General features: G+C 35.0%; 11 protein-coding genes, 1 tRNA gene and 2 pseudogenes. 6 read left to right on the forward strand and 8 right to left on the reverse strand.

Translation table 11 applies throughout. The annotated features are described in order from the left end of the window. Positions 1 to 52: 52 nt before the first annotated feature. Positions 53 to 2566, forward strand: coding sequence for an SPOR domain-containing protein (locus O9A_RS05545; protein WP_034459491.1), 2514 nt, complete (start codon positions 53 to 55; stop codon positions 2564 to 2566). A 121-nt stretch (positions 2567 to 2687) separates the two neighbouring features. Here O9A_RS05545 and O9A_RS05550 read toward each other — a convergent pair whose 3' ends face one another. Further along, positions 2688 to 3032 carry a membrane protein gene (locus O9A_RS05550; protein WP_034459494.1) on the reverse strand — a complete coding sequence of 115 codons (345 nt, stop codon included), beginning with the start codon at positions 3030 to 3032 and terminating at the stop codon, positions 2688 to 2690. 311 nt (positions 3033 to 3343) lie between these two features. On the opposite strand from O9A_RS05550, the gene O9A_RS05555 reads away from it, so the two are divergent. Next, entirely contained in the window at positions 3344 to 4450 is a 1107-nt protein-coding gene (locus O9A_RS05555) for a branched-chain amino acid aminotransferase (RefSeq protein WP_034459497.1), read from the forward strand. A gap of 119 nt (positions 4451 to 4569) precedes the next feature. On the opposite strand, the gene glpX is transcribed toward O9A_RS05555, so the two are convergent. Further along, positions 4570 to 5556, reverse strand: a complete 987-nt coding sequence (gene glpX / locus O9A_RS05560; RefSeq protein WP_034459500.1) for a class II fructose-bisphosphatase — start codon at positions 5554 to 5556, stop codon at positions 4570 to 4572. A 153-nt stretch (positions 5557 to 5709) separates the two neighbouring features. Continuing rightward, a complete protein-coding gene (locus O9A_RS05565; RefSeq protein WP_034459502.1) occupies positions 5710 to 7020 on the reverse strand; it encodes a homoserine dehydrogenase in 1311 nt (436 codons plus the stop codon). A gap of 923 nt (positions 7021 to 7943) precedes the next feature. Here O9A_RS05565 and O9A_RS08395 point away from each other — a divergent pair. Beyond that, positions 7944 to 8282: pseudogene (locus tag O9A_RS08395) on the forward strand (recombinase family protein); the annotation flags it as partial. Between the two features lie 901 nt (positions 8283 to 9183). Here O9A_RS08395 and O9A_RS08615 read toward each other — a convergent pair. The 3 genes and pseudogenes from O9A_RS08615 to O9A_RS07460 all read right to left on the reverse strand — a co-directional run. Next, positions 9184 to 9475 (reverse strand): annotated as a pseudogene (locus O9A_RS08615) (PIN domain-containing protein); the annotation flags it as partial. A gap of 710 nt (positions 9476 to 10185) precedes the next feature. After that, positions 10186 to 10404, reverse strand: a complete 219-nt coding sequence (locus O9A_RS07455) for a hypothetical protein (RefSeq protein WP_051665588.1) — start codon at positions 10402 to 10404, stop codon at positions 10186 to 10188. A gap of 27 nt (positions 10405 to 10431) precedes the next feature. After that, positions 10432 to 10704 carry a HipA N-terminal domain-containing protein gene (locus tag O9A_RS07460; protein WP_051665590.1) on the reverse strand — a complete coding sequence of 91 codons (273 nt, stop codon included), beginning with the start codon at positions 10702 to 10704 and terminating at the stop codon, positions 10432 to 10434. 1166 nt (positions 10705 to 11870) lie between these two features. On the opposite strand from O9A_RS07460, the gene O9A_RS05580 reads away from it, so the two are divergent. The 3 genes from O9A_RS05580 (at position 11871) to O9A_RS05590 (ending at position 15243) form a co-directional block, all read left to right on the forward strand. Continuing rightward, a tRNA-Glu gene (locus tag O9A_RS05580) sits at positions 11871 to 11945 on the forward strand. Positions 11946 to 12478: 533 nt separating this feature from the next. Further along, positions 12479 to 13693: an NADP-dependent isocitrate dehydrogenase gene (locus tag O9A_RS05585; RefSeq protein WP_034459504.1), complete on the forward strand. Its 1215-nt coding sequence runs from the start codon at positions 12479 to 12481 to the stop codon at positions 13691 to 13693. Between the two features lie 122 nt (positions 13694 to 13815). Then, positions 13816 to 15243, forward strand: a complete 1428-nt coding sequence (locus tag O9A_RS05590) for an MFS transporter (RefSeq protein WP_034459506.1) — start codon at positions 13816 to 13818, stop codon at positions 15241 to 15243. A 43-nt stretch (positions 15244 to 15286) separates the two neighbouring features. Here O9A_RS05590 and O9A_RS05595 read toward each other — a convergent pair whose 3' ends face one another. Further along, positions 15287 to 16486 carry an MFS transporter gene (locus O9A_RS05595; RefSeq protein WP_034459508.1) on the reverse strand — a complete coding sequence of 400 codons (1200 nt, stop codon included), beginning with the start codon at positions 16484 to 16486 and terminating at the stop codon, positions 15287 to 15289. Between the two features lie 788 nt (positions 16487 to 17274). Then, positions 17275 to 18393 (reverse strand): tRNA guanosine(34) transglycosylase Tgt, encoded by a 1119-nt coding sequence (tgt, locus tag O9A_RS05600; protein WP_034460254.1) that lies wholly within the window; start codon positions 18391 to 18393, stop codon positions 17275 to 17277. Positions 18394 to 18800: the final 407 nt, after the last annotated feature.

Below are 18800 nucleotides of genomic sequence, written 5' to 3' on the forward strand. Positions count from 1 at the left end.
ATCAAAATTACCTTTATTGCACGCAGATGCAGATCGTCATGTGAGAAAAGCTATGAGCGATAACAATCGCAAAAATCCCCACGAAATGAAACGGGATTATGAAAATCATAATCCTTTGAGAAAGCTTACGCGAATTTTCACTCCGAATAAGCAAAGCAAAAATCAAAAAGATCTGCCTCCTTTGCAGACTGATCAGTCAATATCTCAGCCCCATAAAACTTCATTTCATGGTGATGATTTTGATTTGTCCTTTCTAGAATCGGAATTTGAAAGTAATTTAACGAATGATTTGCCACTTGATGAGCAAAAGAGACAACATAACTTACACAAAACCAACAATAAAACAACTTCAGATATTACATCAGTTTCCTCGTTTAACCATCAAGAAAAGAATAGCTTTGTGTCTGAGGAAGAGCATTCTTTACCTCCGTCCCATGATGAAGAACAAATTTTAGACGCGCTTTCTCCATTGCCTATTCAAAAGAATCCATCATCTCAAAATAAAACAGCACAGAATCTTGCTCATTCCTCTTTTGAAAGAAGTAACTTTGATGCGCTATCAGAAAATTTCTTTTCTGATGAATCTGAGAGACAAGATAATAATAGAATTACTTCAGAACTAAATGAACAAAACAACCGTTTTTCACAAAAAATCGCACCACAACAAAAGACATCGATTATACAAGAAAATTATGATAGCAATCAAAGCCTTCATGACTCTCCTGTAAACCATCCCTATAAAATTTCAGTTGATCAAGAAAATTGGATTGAAGAATACTATACCAATGTTTCAAACCCTTCCATGAAGACAAACACTAGTTTTTCATCTGCTACCCTTATTTCAAAGAGAACAGGCACTCCAAACAATAAATCAACAAGTGACTTTCTAGCACCTTTGGATTCGACGCAAACCAGCAATCCATCTAATTTAAAAGATTTTCCACAAAAAAATCATACTGATGCTTATCCTCAATTTTATGAAGAGAAACTCTCAAAACAAGAAACTTATGTTACACAAACTCTCCAATATGTTGATTCTCAAGCCCAATACATCAATAATGCTGAAAATATCTCTGAGAAAAACAATGAAAAAGAGGTCATAAATAAGATGCCCCCCTCATCGAGGGTTTTTAGGGACACACAAAAAGATCGTTTTTTTGCTCATAACACTATGCACAGGAATACTCCTCCTCCAAATGTTGATACTTATAAATTTGCGGAGGAAGTCGTAGAAAAAACTGGATCCATTATGGTTCCAGAAGTTCCGTATGAAATCTCCGAATATGATGTACCTACTGATGGTTTAAAAGAAGAATTTGCAGATGTATTTAATGTAGGAAATATTCCAGCAGAAGATTCTTCACAGCAAAAACAACAAGATAAAGTTTTCAATGAACTCTTTCATCAAACCATACAAAATTCAGAAAAAGATTCGCGTATAAATCCCCAAGAACAGAATATCAACTATTTTCTTGCTGACAATACGGAGTATACTGAGAATTTATCATACAAAGGTGTAGATGAAATCCCCATTCATACATCGAATTCTCCTCCCTTTAAAAGTTCTATTGTTACTAAAACTCTTACCAAGGGTATTATTTTTCTTATTTTGATAGCAGCTAGTTTTATAGGTTATTCTCGTTTTTTTATGTCCTCACAAAAGAATGAAAGTACATCTGTTCCTATTATCCGCGCTGACAACACACCTTTTAAATTTAAACAAGAATCAATAGAAACAAAGAATAGTGATGTTGCTCATAATTTAGATATTTATAAACAAATAACGGAACAAAATGAAAAACAAGAAAATACGCAGCAATTTCTTATTGACAATTCGGAATCACCTGAAGACTTAGCAGTATTAAATCAACAAGAATCCACAAGACTTTCACCCTCTTCTCTTGATGACTCTGATGTTGAAGATGCAGTGACAGAAGCCATCAATCATACCATTCCAACACAAGAAGTACAAACTGTTATTGTAAAACAAGATGGCACAGTTGTGCTCGCACCAATGCATGACAGAGAGAAAAAAAACGCTGATAAATATGAAGGAAAAGCTGACAAAACTACCGCAGATCAGCTTCAGGAATCCCAACCAGTTTCTTCCCACTTTTCTAATACAAAGAACAAAGAAGCAGACGATAATCTCACGAGTCATATTGATAAAATAATCGCTGAAAATATTTCTACATCTAGTATTGATAAAAAAGTTGAAAACTCATTCGTACCAATTCCTTCACATATGAAAAGCAATTCACAAGTACAAATGCCTGCTTCTTCTCGTAAAACCCCACCAGTACAAGTACGCACACAAAATTTAGCAAATTATTATGTACAGCTTGCATCCCAACCAACACATGAACTTGCTAAGGATTCTTTGAAAAACATGAAGTCCAGATTTGGATTTCTTATCGGTACTCGTCCTATAAATATTCAGTCTGCTCTCATACCAGGAAAAGGAACTTATTACCGTGTTCGTATTCAAACACAAAACCGTAATGAAGCTATAAGTCTTTGTGAAGACATCAAAAACTCAGGAGGAAGTTGTTTTATCACACGCTAAATAAATAATGCAACGGTTTTAAAAGCCGTTGCATTATTTGTTCTGCTACCAATTGATTGATGACTGATTCATTTCAGAAATTAACATCCTATCAAATTTTTCTCATCTTAAAAATTTAAGGTTACTTTACGCCTTGGTTCATATTTGGTTGGATTCTTTCCTCTGAAGAGCTTTGTTCATAAAATGAAGGTGATCTCGTATTTTTATAATTATAAGGTACTGGAGATGTTGGATTTAAATCTTTTCTCGGACTTGTTACAATTCGACTCGATTCTGTCGTATTATAATGAGAAATACGTTGGGGGGATTTTGTAAAAAAAGATCCTAAAAAGCCGAAAATAAACCAGAGAATAAAAACCGTAAGAAGAATAGCAAAAATGCCTTTCCAAATTGAATTACGCTGTTCACGCTCTGTTTTTTCTGCAGCTATCCGTTCTCCATATGTTTGGTAACTTCTATTAATCATAGTGAATTCCTTTTCTCAATTCCCCTACCTGTAAGTTATTTAAAGAATATAAATATACCAAATTATTCAGATCTTTATTTTTGTGAAAACGATAAACAGGTAATAAAGGTTCCAGATTACTTGATAAAATTGAGAAGAAAAATCATCAAAACAAAGAGAAAAAAACATCTCTCAATAGCCCTATCTTTCAATTCTATAATAAGGCATTGACACGAATGATTTGCTAATAATAAAGTCATAATGAAAACGTTTCATTATTTTTTATAATACAAAACACCTAAAAATAAAGCACATCTCAAAAGGTTTTACTGATGAAATCTCCTACATCATCAATTCCGTTTAAAATAGAAAAGCATCCATCACCTCTATCAGATGAAGAACGTGAGCGTATTCTCAAAAATCCTGGTTTTGGTCAATTTTTTACAGATCATATGGTGATCATTAAATGGACTAAAGATAAAGGTTGGCATAACGCTGTTATCTCTCAATATAAATCTTTAGAAATTAATCCAGCAAGTACCGTTCTGCATTATGGGCAAGAGATTTTTGAAGGTCTAAAAGCGTACCGTGCAAAAGATGGGCGTATCTTGTTATTTCGCCCTGATGCCAATGCGCAACGTTTTATAGAATCGGCAAGACGATTAGCTATGCCTGAATTGCCAAAGGACATTTTTTTAGATGCTATTCATAAATTGGTAAGAATTGATCAGAAGTGGATTTCTGGAAATCCTAATGCTAGCCTCTACATACGTCCATTCATGTTTGGCAATGAAAACTTTTTAGGAGTTCGCCCTTCTGAAGAATATATTTTCTGTATCATAGCATCTCCTGTTGAATCCTATTTTAAAGGAGAAGAAAAACCTGTCAGCGTATGGCTTGAAACAGATTACAGTCGTGCTGGTCCAGGCGGAACAGGTGTAGCAAAATGTGGTGGTAACTATGCAGCAAGCTTACTAGCACAAAAGAATGCAGAACAAAATAATTGTAATCAAGTACTCTTTCTTGATATGATTGAACATAAGTGGATTGAAGAACTCGGCGGTATGAATGTTTGCTTTATTATGGAAAATAATACGCTTGTAACACCCGCACTTAATGGCACTATCCTTCCAGGAATAACACGTAATTCAATTTTGAAGTTAGCCCAAAAAATGGGTTTAACAATAGAAGAACGCCCTTATTCTTTTGAATCGCTCCAGGAAGATGCACGAAGTGATCACCTAAAAGAAGTTTTTGCTTGCGGTACTGCTGCTGTTGTCACATCAATCGGTCATTTTAAATATAAAGGTGGTGAGTTCGTTATCGGAAATGGAATGACTGGTGAGATCACAAAACAAATTCGCACACAACTTGTTGACCTCCAAAAAGGCAATAGAGAAGATAAAAATGGCTGGGTACATTCTGTTCAGCTCTCATAACAATAAAAAGGTATCTCTAAACACAACAGTCATGCTTCCACGAGTGTATCTTACAACCTTCATGGAAGCATACACTTTCAAAAGGCATTTTCCTTAGTAGCTATAGAAAAAAGATGGGATTAATCAAATTTTGAACGGTCTCTATGCCGTGCTTTGATATTACGAATTGTACCAGTATGCGAACGCATCACAAGGGTTTCTGTTTGAATATAACGAGGAGTGAATTTAACGCCAGAAAGCATGTTTCCATCTGTTACACCTGTTGCAGAAAACAAAACATCTCCCTTTGCCATTTCTTCCATTGTATAAACTTTATAAGGATTATCGATTCCCATTTTTGCCGCACGTGCAATTTTTTCGTCTGTATCAAGCAGCAAACATCCTTGCATTTGCCCACCAATACAGCGTAAAGCTGCGGAAGCTAATACACCCTCTGGTGCTCCACCAATACCCATATAAATATCAATGCCAGTTTCATCTGGATCAGTTGTATCAATAACGGCAGCAACATCCCCATCACCAATTAAGCGAATTGATGCTCCTGTTGATCGTACTTCATCAATCAGTTTTTCGTGGCGAGAACGATCCATAATACAAACAGTAATCTGATTAATAGCCACTCCCTTAGCCTTTGCAAGGGCATGAATATTATCGGTAGGAGAAGCATCTATATCAACAACCCCCTTTGGATAACCAGGACCAATAGCAATTTTCTTCATATAAACATCAGGAGCATAAAGGAGGTTACCCTTTTCAGCAATTGCAACCACAGCTAAAGAATTAGGAAGATTTTTAGCACAAATTGTTGTTCCCTCAAGTGGATCAAGTGCAATATCAATTGCCAACCCATTTTGAAGACCTACCTTTTCTCCAATATAAAGCATAGGAGCTTCATCACGTTCACCTTCACCAATCACCACTGTTCCATCAACAGGCAATCGATTAAGTTCCTGACGCATTGCATCTACAGCCGCTTGATCAGCAGCCTTTTCATCACCACGCCCACGCCAACGTGCAGCTGCAACAGCAGCGCGTTCAGTGACACGTACTAACTCAAGCGTTAAAATACGATCAAGTCCATTTAAAATTTTCTGAGTTGTGGACATATGAAAAATCCTACTGAATGAGTACTGCAAAAAACATGAATATTTATTGCCAAGCATTTAAAATAAAGCTTTTGACAAAAATGAGAACTTTCTACAAGAAAAAAAGCACTCAAGCTTTCTTTTCGTTTATTATATAAAATTGAAGTGTCAATTCTATACCATAGGTTCGATACGAATAAATTGAGACTTTGCAACAAGATGACCATCTTTTTCAATTTCTGCTAGCGCTTGTTGTACATTCACTTCCGTTGTTTCATGGGTTATTAAAATAATTGTTTTCACACTCTGACCTTCCATAAAAGGCCTTTGAACAATCGATTCTAATGAGATGTTATTACCAGCCATATGCTTTGCAACCGCTGCAAAAACACCAGCGCGATCATGAACATTCAAACGAATAAAATAACCACCTGAATGATAAGAAATACGTGCTTTTTTGTGAGGGGCAAGCCCTAATGCGGGTTTTCCTAAAACAGGTGCATACTGAAAACCAGGACGAGCTTTCGCTATATCAGCCAAATCACCAATAACCGCTGATGCTGTTGCCGTTCCTCCAGCACCAGGACCAGAAAGCAGTAATTCACCTAATAAATCACTTTGAATAGAAAGAGCATTCCTCACACCGTGAATCTGCGCAATCATTGATGATGTTGGTACCATTGTCGGATGAACACGTTGTTCGATTCCAGTATCGGTTTTTAATGCAACCCCTAACAGCTTAATCCGATACCCCAATTCATCAGCCGCACGGATATCAATCTGCGAAATATTGCTAATTCCTTCAACATAAACATCGTCTAACGAAACCGCTGTTCCAAATGCCAAACTTGTCAATAAAGCTAATTTATGAGCAGTATCATTTCCCTCAATATCAAAAGTAGGATCAACTTCAGCGTAACCAAGCCTCTGTGCATCTTCCAAACAATCTTTAAATGAAAGTCCTTCAGTAAACATACGTGTTAATATATAATTGCAGGTTCCATTAAGAATGCCATAAATCCGCGATATACGATTACTGACAAGTGATTCTCTCATCGCTTTGATGATAGGAATTCCCCCTGCAACAGCAGCTTCAAAATGAAGAAAAACTCCTTTTTTTTCTGCACTAACAGCAAGTATCTCACCATGCTGAGCAAGAAGCGCTTTATTGGCAGTAACAACATGATGTCCGGTCTCAAGCGCTTTTTTGACGGCTGCATACACCACATCTGATTTTCCACCAATTAACTCAACAAAAACATCAATCTCATCAGAAGATGCCATCTCCACAGGTGAATCGAACCATTTTACATCACTAAGATCAATTCCACGGTTGCGACTTTTGTCGCGCGCACTAACAGCAATAACTTTAATTGATCGACCGCATTGGCAAGTCAAACTATTAGCTTTATCCTTTAGAATTCGAATAACTGAACTACCAACCGTACCAAGCCCTGCAATGCCAACTTTTAGAGATTCTTCCATTATATAATTGCTTATCCTTAATCTTCAATAAAAAACGTTAAATAATACGCAAATCAATGCTTTATAACCCATAAGATCTAAAGAAATCCCCTGCTCCATTTAACCCAATTTTTTCCTAATACGACAACCCTGCTCGTTCAATTAAAATCCTTAAAAAACACAAATATTTACCTTTAAAAAAGATTAAGAACTTTTATAAAATAACTGATTAAGATACTAAAAACTAAAATTAGTACATGAAAAACTTGCACTTACTCCCACGCATTTCTTTTATACATTTTTCAAATGATAGCAAGCTAAAAGAAATCTTATTTTTTAAAGGCATTCCTAACGATAACTTTTATGAAAATAGAAGTGCTTCATAAGCTAACATAATTTTATATACATAATAATTTTATATACCTAAAAAACTATAACTTATCGATTTCCAATAGAAAAACTTATCCGCTATTCTAACACATGAAACATGTTTGACACATAAACCAAACTATTACAGATACTTCCAATGGAAACTTTCAAAGCTTACAGATGCAGATTGTCATAAACAAATTATATAAAAGGATAGTTTTATTTCTAAGCAAAAACAAAATCTTTTTCACAAAAACTAAGTTCAATAAACAAAGAGCATAGCAACAAAAAGTTTCCAATGAACAATCAGAAACCGGTTCTTGAAAACTTGCTAAAATGTATACAGAATATCTCTTCCAATTTAACAAATATTAAAAACAACAGTCTTTATATATGATAATTTTTGAGACTCTCCAAAATAGCGATAAAATATATATCATAAATCAAGCTTTTATATTATGATACTAGAGATACATCAAAATCGATTTGTGAGATGAAAAATGGTACTTCTTGGTTATGTGAGAGTGTCAACTCATCACAGGAAGTTAGCGTTTTAAACTGCTGAACTTAAAAATGCCGGAGTGCGAAAAGATTGTATCTTCACTGATATGAGGACGAGCGTGACTGATAAACGTGAGAGATTGCAACGGTTGCTTAATTGTGCAGAAAAGGATGATATTATTCTTTGTACAAAAATTGACAGACTTGGGCGCAATACTTCTGATATGATCCATATCATTGATAGTTGTTAGAAAAAGAGGGGATATATTCGTTTCTTAGAAAATGGTCTGAGTACCGGAGAGACAATGGGAGAAATGGTCATTCAAATTTTAGCTGCTTTAGCAGAATCCAAATGTGCATATATTTTGGAGCGGGCAAATGATGGACGCATTGCTGCTATGAAAGCAGGTTAAAGTTCGGTAGAAAACCTCATCCTAAAACAGAGATAGCACTCTCACCTGATAAAACAAAAGATTTCATTCGAAAGGATATAGGAGAAAACAGGTGTTTCACGTGCTATTTATTTTCAGCTTAAACGACAGATCTCTGTAAGGAATCCATAGTGTTTTTTCTGATTAAGTTCAATCATTAGATTAATATATGAATGTCTATTACAGAAAGAAGTTTTCTATGAAAAAGGAATTACCAAAGAGCTATATGACTGATTCAGAACGTGAAGAATTGCGACTAGAAGGTTTGGATTAGGACGGTATTGTATACTGCCGAGTGAGAAACAGCTGACGTGCTAAAATAGCGAAGCAGCATAGGAATGGTTGGCAATGATTGAGCTTCCTGCGCAAACAATGTTTATTTCTTAAAATCGGCATTGAGAAACATTTAAAAGCCTCCACTCAAATTATCAAAAAATGCCTTGCGTTCTTCTTCTCTAATTTCTAGAAATTTTCGTTCCTCTGTTGAAGTCCTACGGCCTTTTCATGATAAAAAATTTTTTTTTTAGCTTCTTTTAACATTAATAGTGCTACTTTAATCGTTTGAATATAGTATAGTCATAAAAACTCTTAACTTCATCAGTTCATTTTTTAATATTTTTATTTGGAATAAAAAGCGTATCATTCATTTTTGTGATCTTACAATTAATATTGTACAATCGATATTAATTTCAATATCTTTATCCTAAGTGCCTTATATTCCCACCTTAAAAACAAATCTTACTACACTTAGGTGATTGCCATCCGTCCAGGTTATAACTTGAATGTCATAGTAACAAAAAATATTATTCTTTCAGCTTAGTGAAAATATCCGATGACAGGCATCACGGCCTTAGCTTTCTCTTTAGGCAAGAAGTTTTACGGCCTACCCTTTTTCTGTTAACAAGTCGATCGCTTGTTTATCAAATAAAACAAAAGTTTTATAATCTAGCCAATTATTCTCGTAGGCCATGATCACATCAGCAAAATCCGCACCAGCTTCAAGGATGGCAAGCCCTGCTTCAACAGTTGGCCAATTTATTACTACTTACTGATTGCCAGAAAATCACGTAACATCCCAGCTACATTTTCTTTTGATAATTGTGCACCTCAACGAAGTACCCAAACAAGTTCACATAGACAAGGCAAAAAATAGCTTTTAGCGAAGCTTCTTTTAAGCTAAAGTAAGCTAAAAACAAACAATTTTTCATGATTGAATTGTCTATCATGACATAAAGTGGAAAGAGAAAAGCTTAAAATTTTAAATGTTGAGAACGTTTTTGAATAATATTCATAATTGCACTAAAAACTTCAGAATTCAAATCTTGCATCTTAAGTTCTTTTTTTAATTTTATTGCCTTATCATTAATTGAAACAATCATTCTTTTTATTTGCTTTTCCAAAGATAATTAAGATTCTTTTGTATTAGCAACCATTTTATAAAATGACGTAAATATGTATTTTCGGCATATACTCTCCTCCTATTTTTATAGCCATTTTCTGAGATAAATCTGGATAAATAGCTATATTAATAAATCATATGCAGGAGAAAACTTTGTTTTTTTGTCTATAAAGGAGGGAAAAATTTTTGCCCTGAACATCAGCATTAGTAACTAAAAAATTAAAAATAACTATATTTTAAAAATTTAGTTGATCGACAGCAAGATGCACCGTACGTTGAGAAATAATAGCCTGAATAGCCTGACACGCGGGAATATTGGGGTCTCTTTCACGTTCATATTTAAGCTCTGGAGCAATACTAAGTGCTTAAAAAAAATCCTCGTGATGAATACGCAAGACCGTTCTATTAGCGGCTATTTGACGATCATATATGCTAATAAGATAGTAAGGTGTGTTATTCACAAAATGTAAATGTACTTCGGGCACATTAATGTCCATGAGTTTCGCTAAATTCATACAAAAATTCGTTATGCGCACTATCATTAATATGCTCAATCAGGGACTTCAAAATGTAAGTAATAGGAGCACCTCCCTTAATAAGCTGTATACGGTTATCTTTAAAGCCACCCTCCAACTTATCTTGCCCTCCAACAAAAGATAATCTATAGTCATTATTTCCAGCAAGCATCGAACGATGTTGATACACTCAAAAAATTCTTTTAACTGATCAGCATTAAGGGGTCTCTGTATCATCGGTTGGTAAATGTGGAACTTGTCCATGTAGATATAAAGAAAGAGCTCCAGCATAATCCCCACCAGCAGATTCAAGCAAAGCAGAAGCATTTCGTTCCGAAAGTCCTAAATGATTTACCAAACGATGTCTTACATTCTCATCAGACAAAAGACCAGAAAAGAAAGCTTTGATCGATTGTCCTTTATAAGCTTTAAAACTGAGAGGAAAATTAACAGAAACTTGATGCACATAATCTTTATCATAGGGAAGCATCAGATCTTCACTTAATTTTTTGATATAATTATCCGATTAGTTTTGTATGCAAATAAATTGTACGGGACGTTTTTTATTCTTTACGCCGTAAAACTTCGTCCTCTAGATCGTGGAGGAGGTGACTTTATGTATCGTAGAACTTTAAAAAACAAATAGTTAAGTTAATATATCTCAGAAATTATAAATTAAGAGAATGGGTGAAATAAAACTGCTAAAAGATAATATTACACCTTTACCATATTGTACAAGCTTGAGCTATATGAAAAATCTCTTTTTTTCATCCAAAAGTCTTAAACACCCTATATATTTAAATGAATTTTTACATCAAAGTAACAATTATAAAACTTAATTTGTATACAATACAATCCTGAAATATTGTAAAATAAAGATGAAATTTGGAGACTCGAAACATTTGATATCAACTGATCAATAAAAGCTTGAAATGTTAAGAAATTAAGTTTTTTGATACTTCAATCATCTCTCTGGATAAAGAGCACCTTCTAGACAAAAACCATTTAGTTGCAAGGAGTAGATTGTAATTTTTTCCAAAGTTTTTTTGTTCAATCATTGTGAAGTAAATATGATGAAAAGTGATTATTCAATTCCGCTTTACGCAATATGATTCAATGTTTTTCATTTTTATGATATGCATTCTTTTTCATTCAATTAACTCAATCTATAAGCTTATACCTGAGAAACAACTTTATACGATCGCATTACTTATGAGATTAATAATAAGTATTGTTTTTTTAATTCAGTAAACCACTCTAGAGTAGCTTTTTTACTACTCAAATTCTAGAAAAATACTCTTTTTCATGAGAAATTTTTGAGCAATTAAAGCAAGACTCTCATCACCTAAAAATTAATAGAATCGTACCATGATACAGTATCTCAAAAAAACTAATTTTATTTTCTGCTCTTTCTCAAACCAAAAATAACAAAAAATAGCATTCGATTATTGTAACTCTAACACAAAAACTTTCTATTAATCGTTATAAATACTCTCTATATTTTCTCATACAAAACTCTAAAAAGTAAAATGACCTAAACGAGTGTCACAGAGACGTACGCAAAAAATAATTTAATAAAATAGGTTTTTTTCAAAAAAATTACACAGAGGACTTGCGAAGTAAAAAGATCCTCTCTATAAGCCTCATCATTGGTTTGCGCCCATCGTCTAGCGGTCAGGACGCCGCCCTTTCACGGCGGAAACAGGGGTTCAATTCCCCTTGGGCGTACCATTCTCTTTTCCAATTCATTTAATGTTTTGATTTTATTTATTTTTTCAAGATAAGAGATGTATATAAGTGAATAGGATTTCCAAATGTAGCTGCTCTACAAAGCACGTTCTTGACGGATTACTTTTAATAATTCTTCTGTGAGAAATTATCCAAAGCTCTAACTAACGTACTAACAAAAAGAATCAAAAAGTTTTATTGTAAAACTCTTGCTGTAAACATTTGCCTCTTTTCTCAATAGTGCTGCTATCTCTTGAATCTAAAAAGTATAGTGTAATGATCTTTTCTTCCATTCCAAGTAGCTAGACACCTTTCTTCAATCTTTACAGAGGGTAAAGATGTTACCGATACGTCTCGTTTCTCAGCCATAGCTATAAGACATAAGTTTCTCAATAAAAATTTTTACACTCTATGGGTGAATATATTCTAATCATATCACATTTAAATCCCACTCTACCATCTCCCTGTTTTTACTTTTCATTATAAGCCTAAAAGTGCTATAAAAATAACATCACTTAAACGAAAAAGGACTTCTAATGATAAAAATCAAAGTGAAAAACCCCATTGTTGAAATCGATGGGGATGAAATGACACGTATCATCTGGAAATATATCAAAGATAAATTGATCTACCCCTATCTAGACATTGAACTCAAATATTACGATCTTTCCGTGGAAAATCGGGACGCAACCAATGATCAGGTAACTATTGATTCTGCCAATGCTATTAAAAAATATGGTGTTGGTATAAAATGCGCAACCATAACACCAGATGAATCGCGTGTAAAAGAATTCAATTTAAAAAAAATGTGGAAATCACCTAATGGCACAATTCGTAATATTTTAGGAGGTGTCATTTTTCGCGAACCTATTATCTGTAAAAATGTCCCACGCCTCGTTCCTAACTGGACAAAGCCAATTATTATCGGACGTCATGCTTTTGGTGATCAATATAAAGCAACGGATTTTAAATTTCCTGGCAAAGGAAAGTTAAGTATTAAATTTATTGGCGATAACAACCAAATTATCGAACATGATGTTTTTGACGCCCCAAGTTCAGGGGTTGCTATGGCTATGTATAACCTTGATGAATCAATTTGTGATTTTGCTCGTGCATCTTTTAATTACGGACTACAGCGGAATCTTCCAGTTTATCTTTCAACAAAAAATACCATCCTGAAAGCTTACGATGGTCGTTTTAAAGACATCTTTCAAGAAATATTTGATACAGAATTTAAAGCTGAATTTGAAAATCACAAACTATATTATGAACATCGCCTGATTGATGACATGGTCGCTTCTGCACTGAAATGGTCAGGGGGCTACGTGTGGGCATGTAAAAACTATGATGGTGATGTTCAATCAGATATCATTGCTCAAGGCTTTGGTTCCCTTGGTCTTATGACCTCTGTTCTCATGACACCAGACGGTAAAATTGTTGAAGCAGAAGCTGCACACGGTACAGTAACACGCCATTATCGTCAATATCAAAAAAATGAAGAAACATCAACAAATTCTATTGCATCTATTTTCGCATGGACACGTGGACTGACGCATCGTGCCAAACTTGATAACAATGAGAAATTAAAAAACTTTGCCACAACACTAGAAAACGTTTGTATTAAAACCATTGAAGAAGGTTTTATGACCAAAGATCTCGCACTTTTAATCGGATATAAACAAAAATGGCTTTCTACAACAGGTTTCCTCGATAAAATTGATGAAAATCTCAAAAAAGCAATGGGAAAGTAAGCCATAACTTCATTTAAATTCTAAAACTCTTCTAAAAGAGGGCTTTGAACCTTCCCTTGGCAAATGCAAAAAACTACCTTATAAATTAGATAGGAGGGATTTTTTATAAATAGTAAAAAAAAATGAAAAAACAAAACTGGTCTGCACTTTTATGGGGTGAGAATAGTATTTGCTTTCTAACGTTTGCAGGCGGTGTTATATTACACGCTACCAACGTTTATATTGTTGTGACTATTTTGCCCTCTCTTATGAATGATATTGGTGGTGAGCTTTATTATTCTTGGGTAGCTATTGTTTTTATAACAGCTTCACTCCTTGGTACTGCACTTGCAACAAAAATATTAGGGAAAACAGGCCCTCGCAGAGCTTATTTTATCTCTGGCCTCGTCTTTATCGTTGGCACTTTCACGTGCAGCATTGCTTCGAATATGCCATTATTTTTAGTAGGACGCTTTGTTCAAGGATTTGGAAGTGGTTCTCTGTTATCCTTATCCTATTCTATGGTACGTATTATTTTCAATCCATCTTTATGGTCACATGCGTTAAGTGTTATCTCTGGAATGTGGGGAATATCAACATTGTTAGGACCAGCTATCGGGGGTATTTCTGTACAATATGGCGTATGGAGAGTATCCTTTTGGATAATTGGCGCATTAGCAATAATCTTCTCACTTATAGCTCTGAAAGTTTTGCCAAAAGAAAATAAAAATGATATTCCAACATTTCCACTCCCCCTCCTACAACTTTTCATACTTACCTTATTAATTTTTATCATTTCTGCTGGGGGAGCTACGAATACAACAATTACAAAAATATGCGGATTAGTTGTCGGATTAAGTCTTCTCTTTGTTCTAGCAAAGATCGAATCCTCTACACTTCATCCTATGTTACCACGTAAATCCTTTTCCTTCTCTTCTGAGTTTTTTCCTGTTTATGCATTAATCCTGATTATGACAACAATCGTGTACAGTATAGAGCTTTATTTCCCACTTTTCCTTCAAGAGCTTCATGGACAAGCCCCACTCACTGCTGGTTATATAGCGGCCCTCATGAGCCTTGGTTGGACATGTGGTGCTCTATTAAGTGCTGATATATCGGCAAAAAAAATTTGTAAAATTATCATCTATTCCCCCATATTAAGCCTATTAGGCATAGGCATTCTTTTATGGTTTATTCCAACAGAAGTTTCCACACCTGAATATATTTTTATTATTTGCTTAGCATTGTTTGCTATTGGAATAAGTGCTGGCATAGCATGGCCGCATTTGTTAAAACGGATTTTACAATGTGCAAACGATGAAGATTCTTTGCGTGCCAGCGAATCCCTTACTTCTGTACAGTTATTTTCAGGTGCGTTAAGCGCAACAGTAGCAGGAACAATCACCAATCTTGCTGGCCTATTTGATCCTGGAGGGATCATCGGAATGATTTTAGCAGCCAAAACTCTTCTTGCAGCACTTATCAGTCTTTTATTCTGTCTTGGCATTCCATTTGCTCTACGCGTTTCTTCCAGCCTATTAAAAAACCCAACAGGACAACCAAAGAACTAAATAGAGAAAAAAATATTTTTTCTCTCAAGAACAAAAGGAAATGTTAATCACACTTTTCCATATACCATGAAAAGCAAAAAATTATTAATCCACATAGGGTTAAAACACCCCCAAGAACAGCAGTATATTCATAACTATAGCCAAACTTCAAAACCCACGCTCCAGATTCTGCTCCAAGAGCATTGGCAATATTAAAAGCAGATTGCATTAATGCTCCCGCTAAAATCTGTCCATGGAAAGAAACATCCATGATTTTTGTTTGTATAGAAGGCATTGCTGCAAAAGAAGTACCAACCAAAAAGCATCCTAATGCTGCCATTAACGGAACATGGGATAAAAAGAAAAAAAGAAAAAAAACAAATGTACTCCAAAGCATAGAGAAAAATATCATTGGTGAAATACCAACTTTAACTGCAAACTTAGGCCCCAAGAGATTACCTACCACCATCCCCAATCCAACTAACGGCATAATAAATGGCACACAATCAAGAGAAATACCGGAAATATGCATTAATGTTGACTTAATATAAGTGAAAACAGAAAATAATCCTGATGCTCCAATTGAAACCATCACCAAGAGAAACCACACCTGCTTTTGCTTTAATGCTTCCAGCTCGCGTAGAAAACTTGTTTTCTGAGCATTTAAAACAGAAGGTAAGAATGCCCAAATAAGTAAACAACACAATAAAGCAATAGCACCTACAAGAATAAAAGCAATATGCCAACCAACAATCTGTCCAATCCAGGTTGCACACGGTGCTCCCAAAACGGTTGCTATTGTTAAACCAAGCATAACAAACCCAACAGCTTTGGAACGTTCATTCATTTTCACCATTGAAGCTGCAACCATAGTCGCAAAACCAAAATAGATGCCATGAGGAAGACCACTAAGAAAGCGCAACACTACTAATATACTAAAATCAGAAAAAAAGGCACTGGCAATATTTGCCAATGCATAAAAAAACATCAATCCTATTAAAACAGTTTTGCGTGAGAACTGAGCTGTTGCAACAGCCAAAAGAGGTGCTCCAATCACAACACCCAATGCATAAGCAGAAACATATTGGCCAGCTGTAGGAATATCAATATATGAGCTTCGTGCCATCTCCGGCTGTAGTCCCATTGCAACAAACTCTGCAGTACCAATAGCAAAACTTCCCACTGCAAGAGCTAAGATTGCTAAACAGCGTGTTCTCAAATCAATCCCTGATAAAAGAACCTTTTGTTTATGAGAAAACTTCATATAATCACTTTTGTATAATGGTACTTTAAGCATGAAGTAATATGTGCAAAACGAACTCCGAAATGCCCTAATACTTATACCAAATAGGTCGCAAACACATCTTTCACAATGAAAAACTACAGAAGCTTTAGTTTTCTTTTGTAGTGGCATAAGAGAATGTACATTTATAGATCTTAATTATATGGTAGCTATAGTTTTTGTAACTTAAACGGAACTTTAGTTATTGAAATGTTACTACCATTAGAAACAAGTCTAGCATTTTATAATCTTAGCCGTTTGTATTTTCAAAACTGTAATTTTAAACTATCTCAGTTTTATATCACCATAAATGAAAAACCTTTTACACTATAAAATACTGCAAACTTTCTAATACGACAATGACTAAGCCTCCATGATTTTATGTACAATAATTCATATCGACACCTTTTGTTGAAATTTCATTATTGAACAGTAAAAAAATACAAATTTCCTCATAAAAATGTAATTTTCATACTTCCTTAAAGGCTTGCTAACCCTTCATTAATATTGTTGCTCTAAACAGTCATCATAAACAGAAAAAACTGTTTTTCTCCGGATCAGGTAGCGCGTACCGGAGTAACAGTTTCTGTTTTGTATAATAATTACAGAGGGAATATTTACTGATTAAACCATACACCCGCCCTTTAGAACAGTGAGATTGTATTCTTGTGGAAAACATTTCTTACTTCATAATTTTAGCAAAACTTTTTAATGCAAAAATAAATAAAGAAACTTGAAACAGGTAGATATCGTGCATTACGGTTAATGCCTTATCGTCCTTTTTTCCATAAAGCACGAGTTTCAGCACAAAAATCAGCATAACATCCTTTCCCAATAGCATCACGAATTCCATGCATAAGCTGCTGATAATAAAAAAGATTATTCCAAGTTAACAACATACCACCAAGAGATTCACCAGATTTAACCAAATGATGTAAATATGCACAACTATAATCATTTGCAGCAGGACAAAGCGACTGTGAATCCAGAGGATGTGAATCCTCCGCATAACGCGCATTGCGCAAATTAATTCTCCCAAAGCGCGTAAAAGCTAAACCATGGCGCCCTGCACGTGTCGGCATAACGCAATCAAACATATCAATACCGCGAGCAACACTTTGTAAAATATCATCAGGCGTACCCACCCCCATGAGATAACGTGGCTTATCCTCTGGCAAAATCGGACAAGTAGCATCTAACACAGCTGTCATAACACTCTGCGGTTCACCAACTGCAAGCCCTCCAATAGCATAACCTTTCAAATCCATCTCTTTTAATGCTTGAGCAGACTGTTCACGCATTTTCATATTATCACCGCCTTGAACAATACCAAACAATGCTTTACCTGGCTGATCACCAAAAGCTGTTTTACAACGCTGCGCCCACCGCAATGAAAGTTCCATAGCAGATTCTATTTCTTTTTCACTTGCAGGTAATGCAATACATTGATCTAGCTGCATCTGGATATCAGAGTTAAGAAGCCCTTGAATCTCAATAGAACGCTCTGGACTCATTTCATAATACGCTCCATTAATATAAGAACGAAAAATCACACTTTGTTCAGTAATTTTACGGATTCCCGCCAGCGACATAACCTGAAATCCACCAGAATCCGTTAAAATAGGTCCATGCCAACGTGAAAAATGATGTAAGCCCCCTAAACGCGCAACACACTCAGCTCCTGGACGCAGCATTAAATGATAAGTATTACCCAAAATGACATCTGCTCCAAGAGCACGTATCTGATCCATATACATAGCTTTAACGGTCCCAGTCGTTCCAACAGGCATAAATGCCGGTGTACGAATACACCCACGTCCCGTTATAATTTCGCCTCGACGTGCACACCCATCTTGAGCAATTTTTCTATAATGAAATATCTTTATCAACACTCTCATCTTTTCGCTTCTATGAATCCATATTGCTATAAAAAGAAAAGCTATACCTCTCTTACCAGCAGCAGCATAAACTTTATGGATTGATTCTTGATTCGCTAAATATTGTTACTAGCATAAAAAAATTAAACGAAATAAAGAAAGTTTTGTTACCAAATGATGGATCATAATTAAAATGATAATCTCATTTCTCAGAAGGGACCTGACAACATAACGCCTCAAGACATCTACGCTTACTTACCATAAATTTCAAATAATTGTGAGAGTGCTTTTCAACAACAACAACCTTATTCTCACACACTTTAACTACCAACAATGTCTAAAGAATTTTGCATTAATAGAAGGAACTCTAAATATCGAGTATAGCCTCAGATAGGTTTTACTTTTACAGATAAAAAAAA

This window comes from Bartonella koehlerae C-29, assembly GCF_000706625.1.
GTDB classification, from domain to species: Bacteria; Pseudomonadota; Alphaproteobacteria; order Rhizobiales; family Rhizobiaceae; genus Bartonella; species Bartonella koehlerae.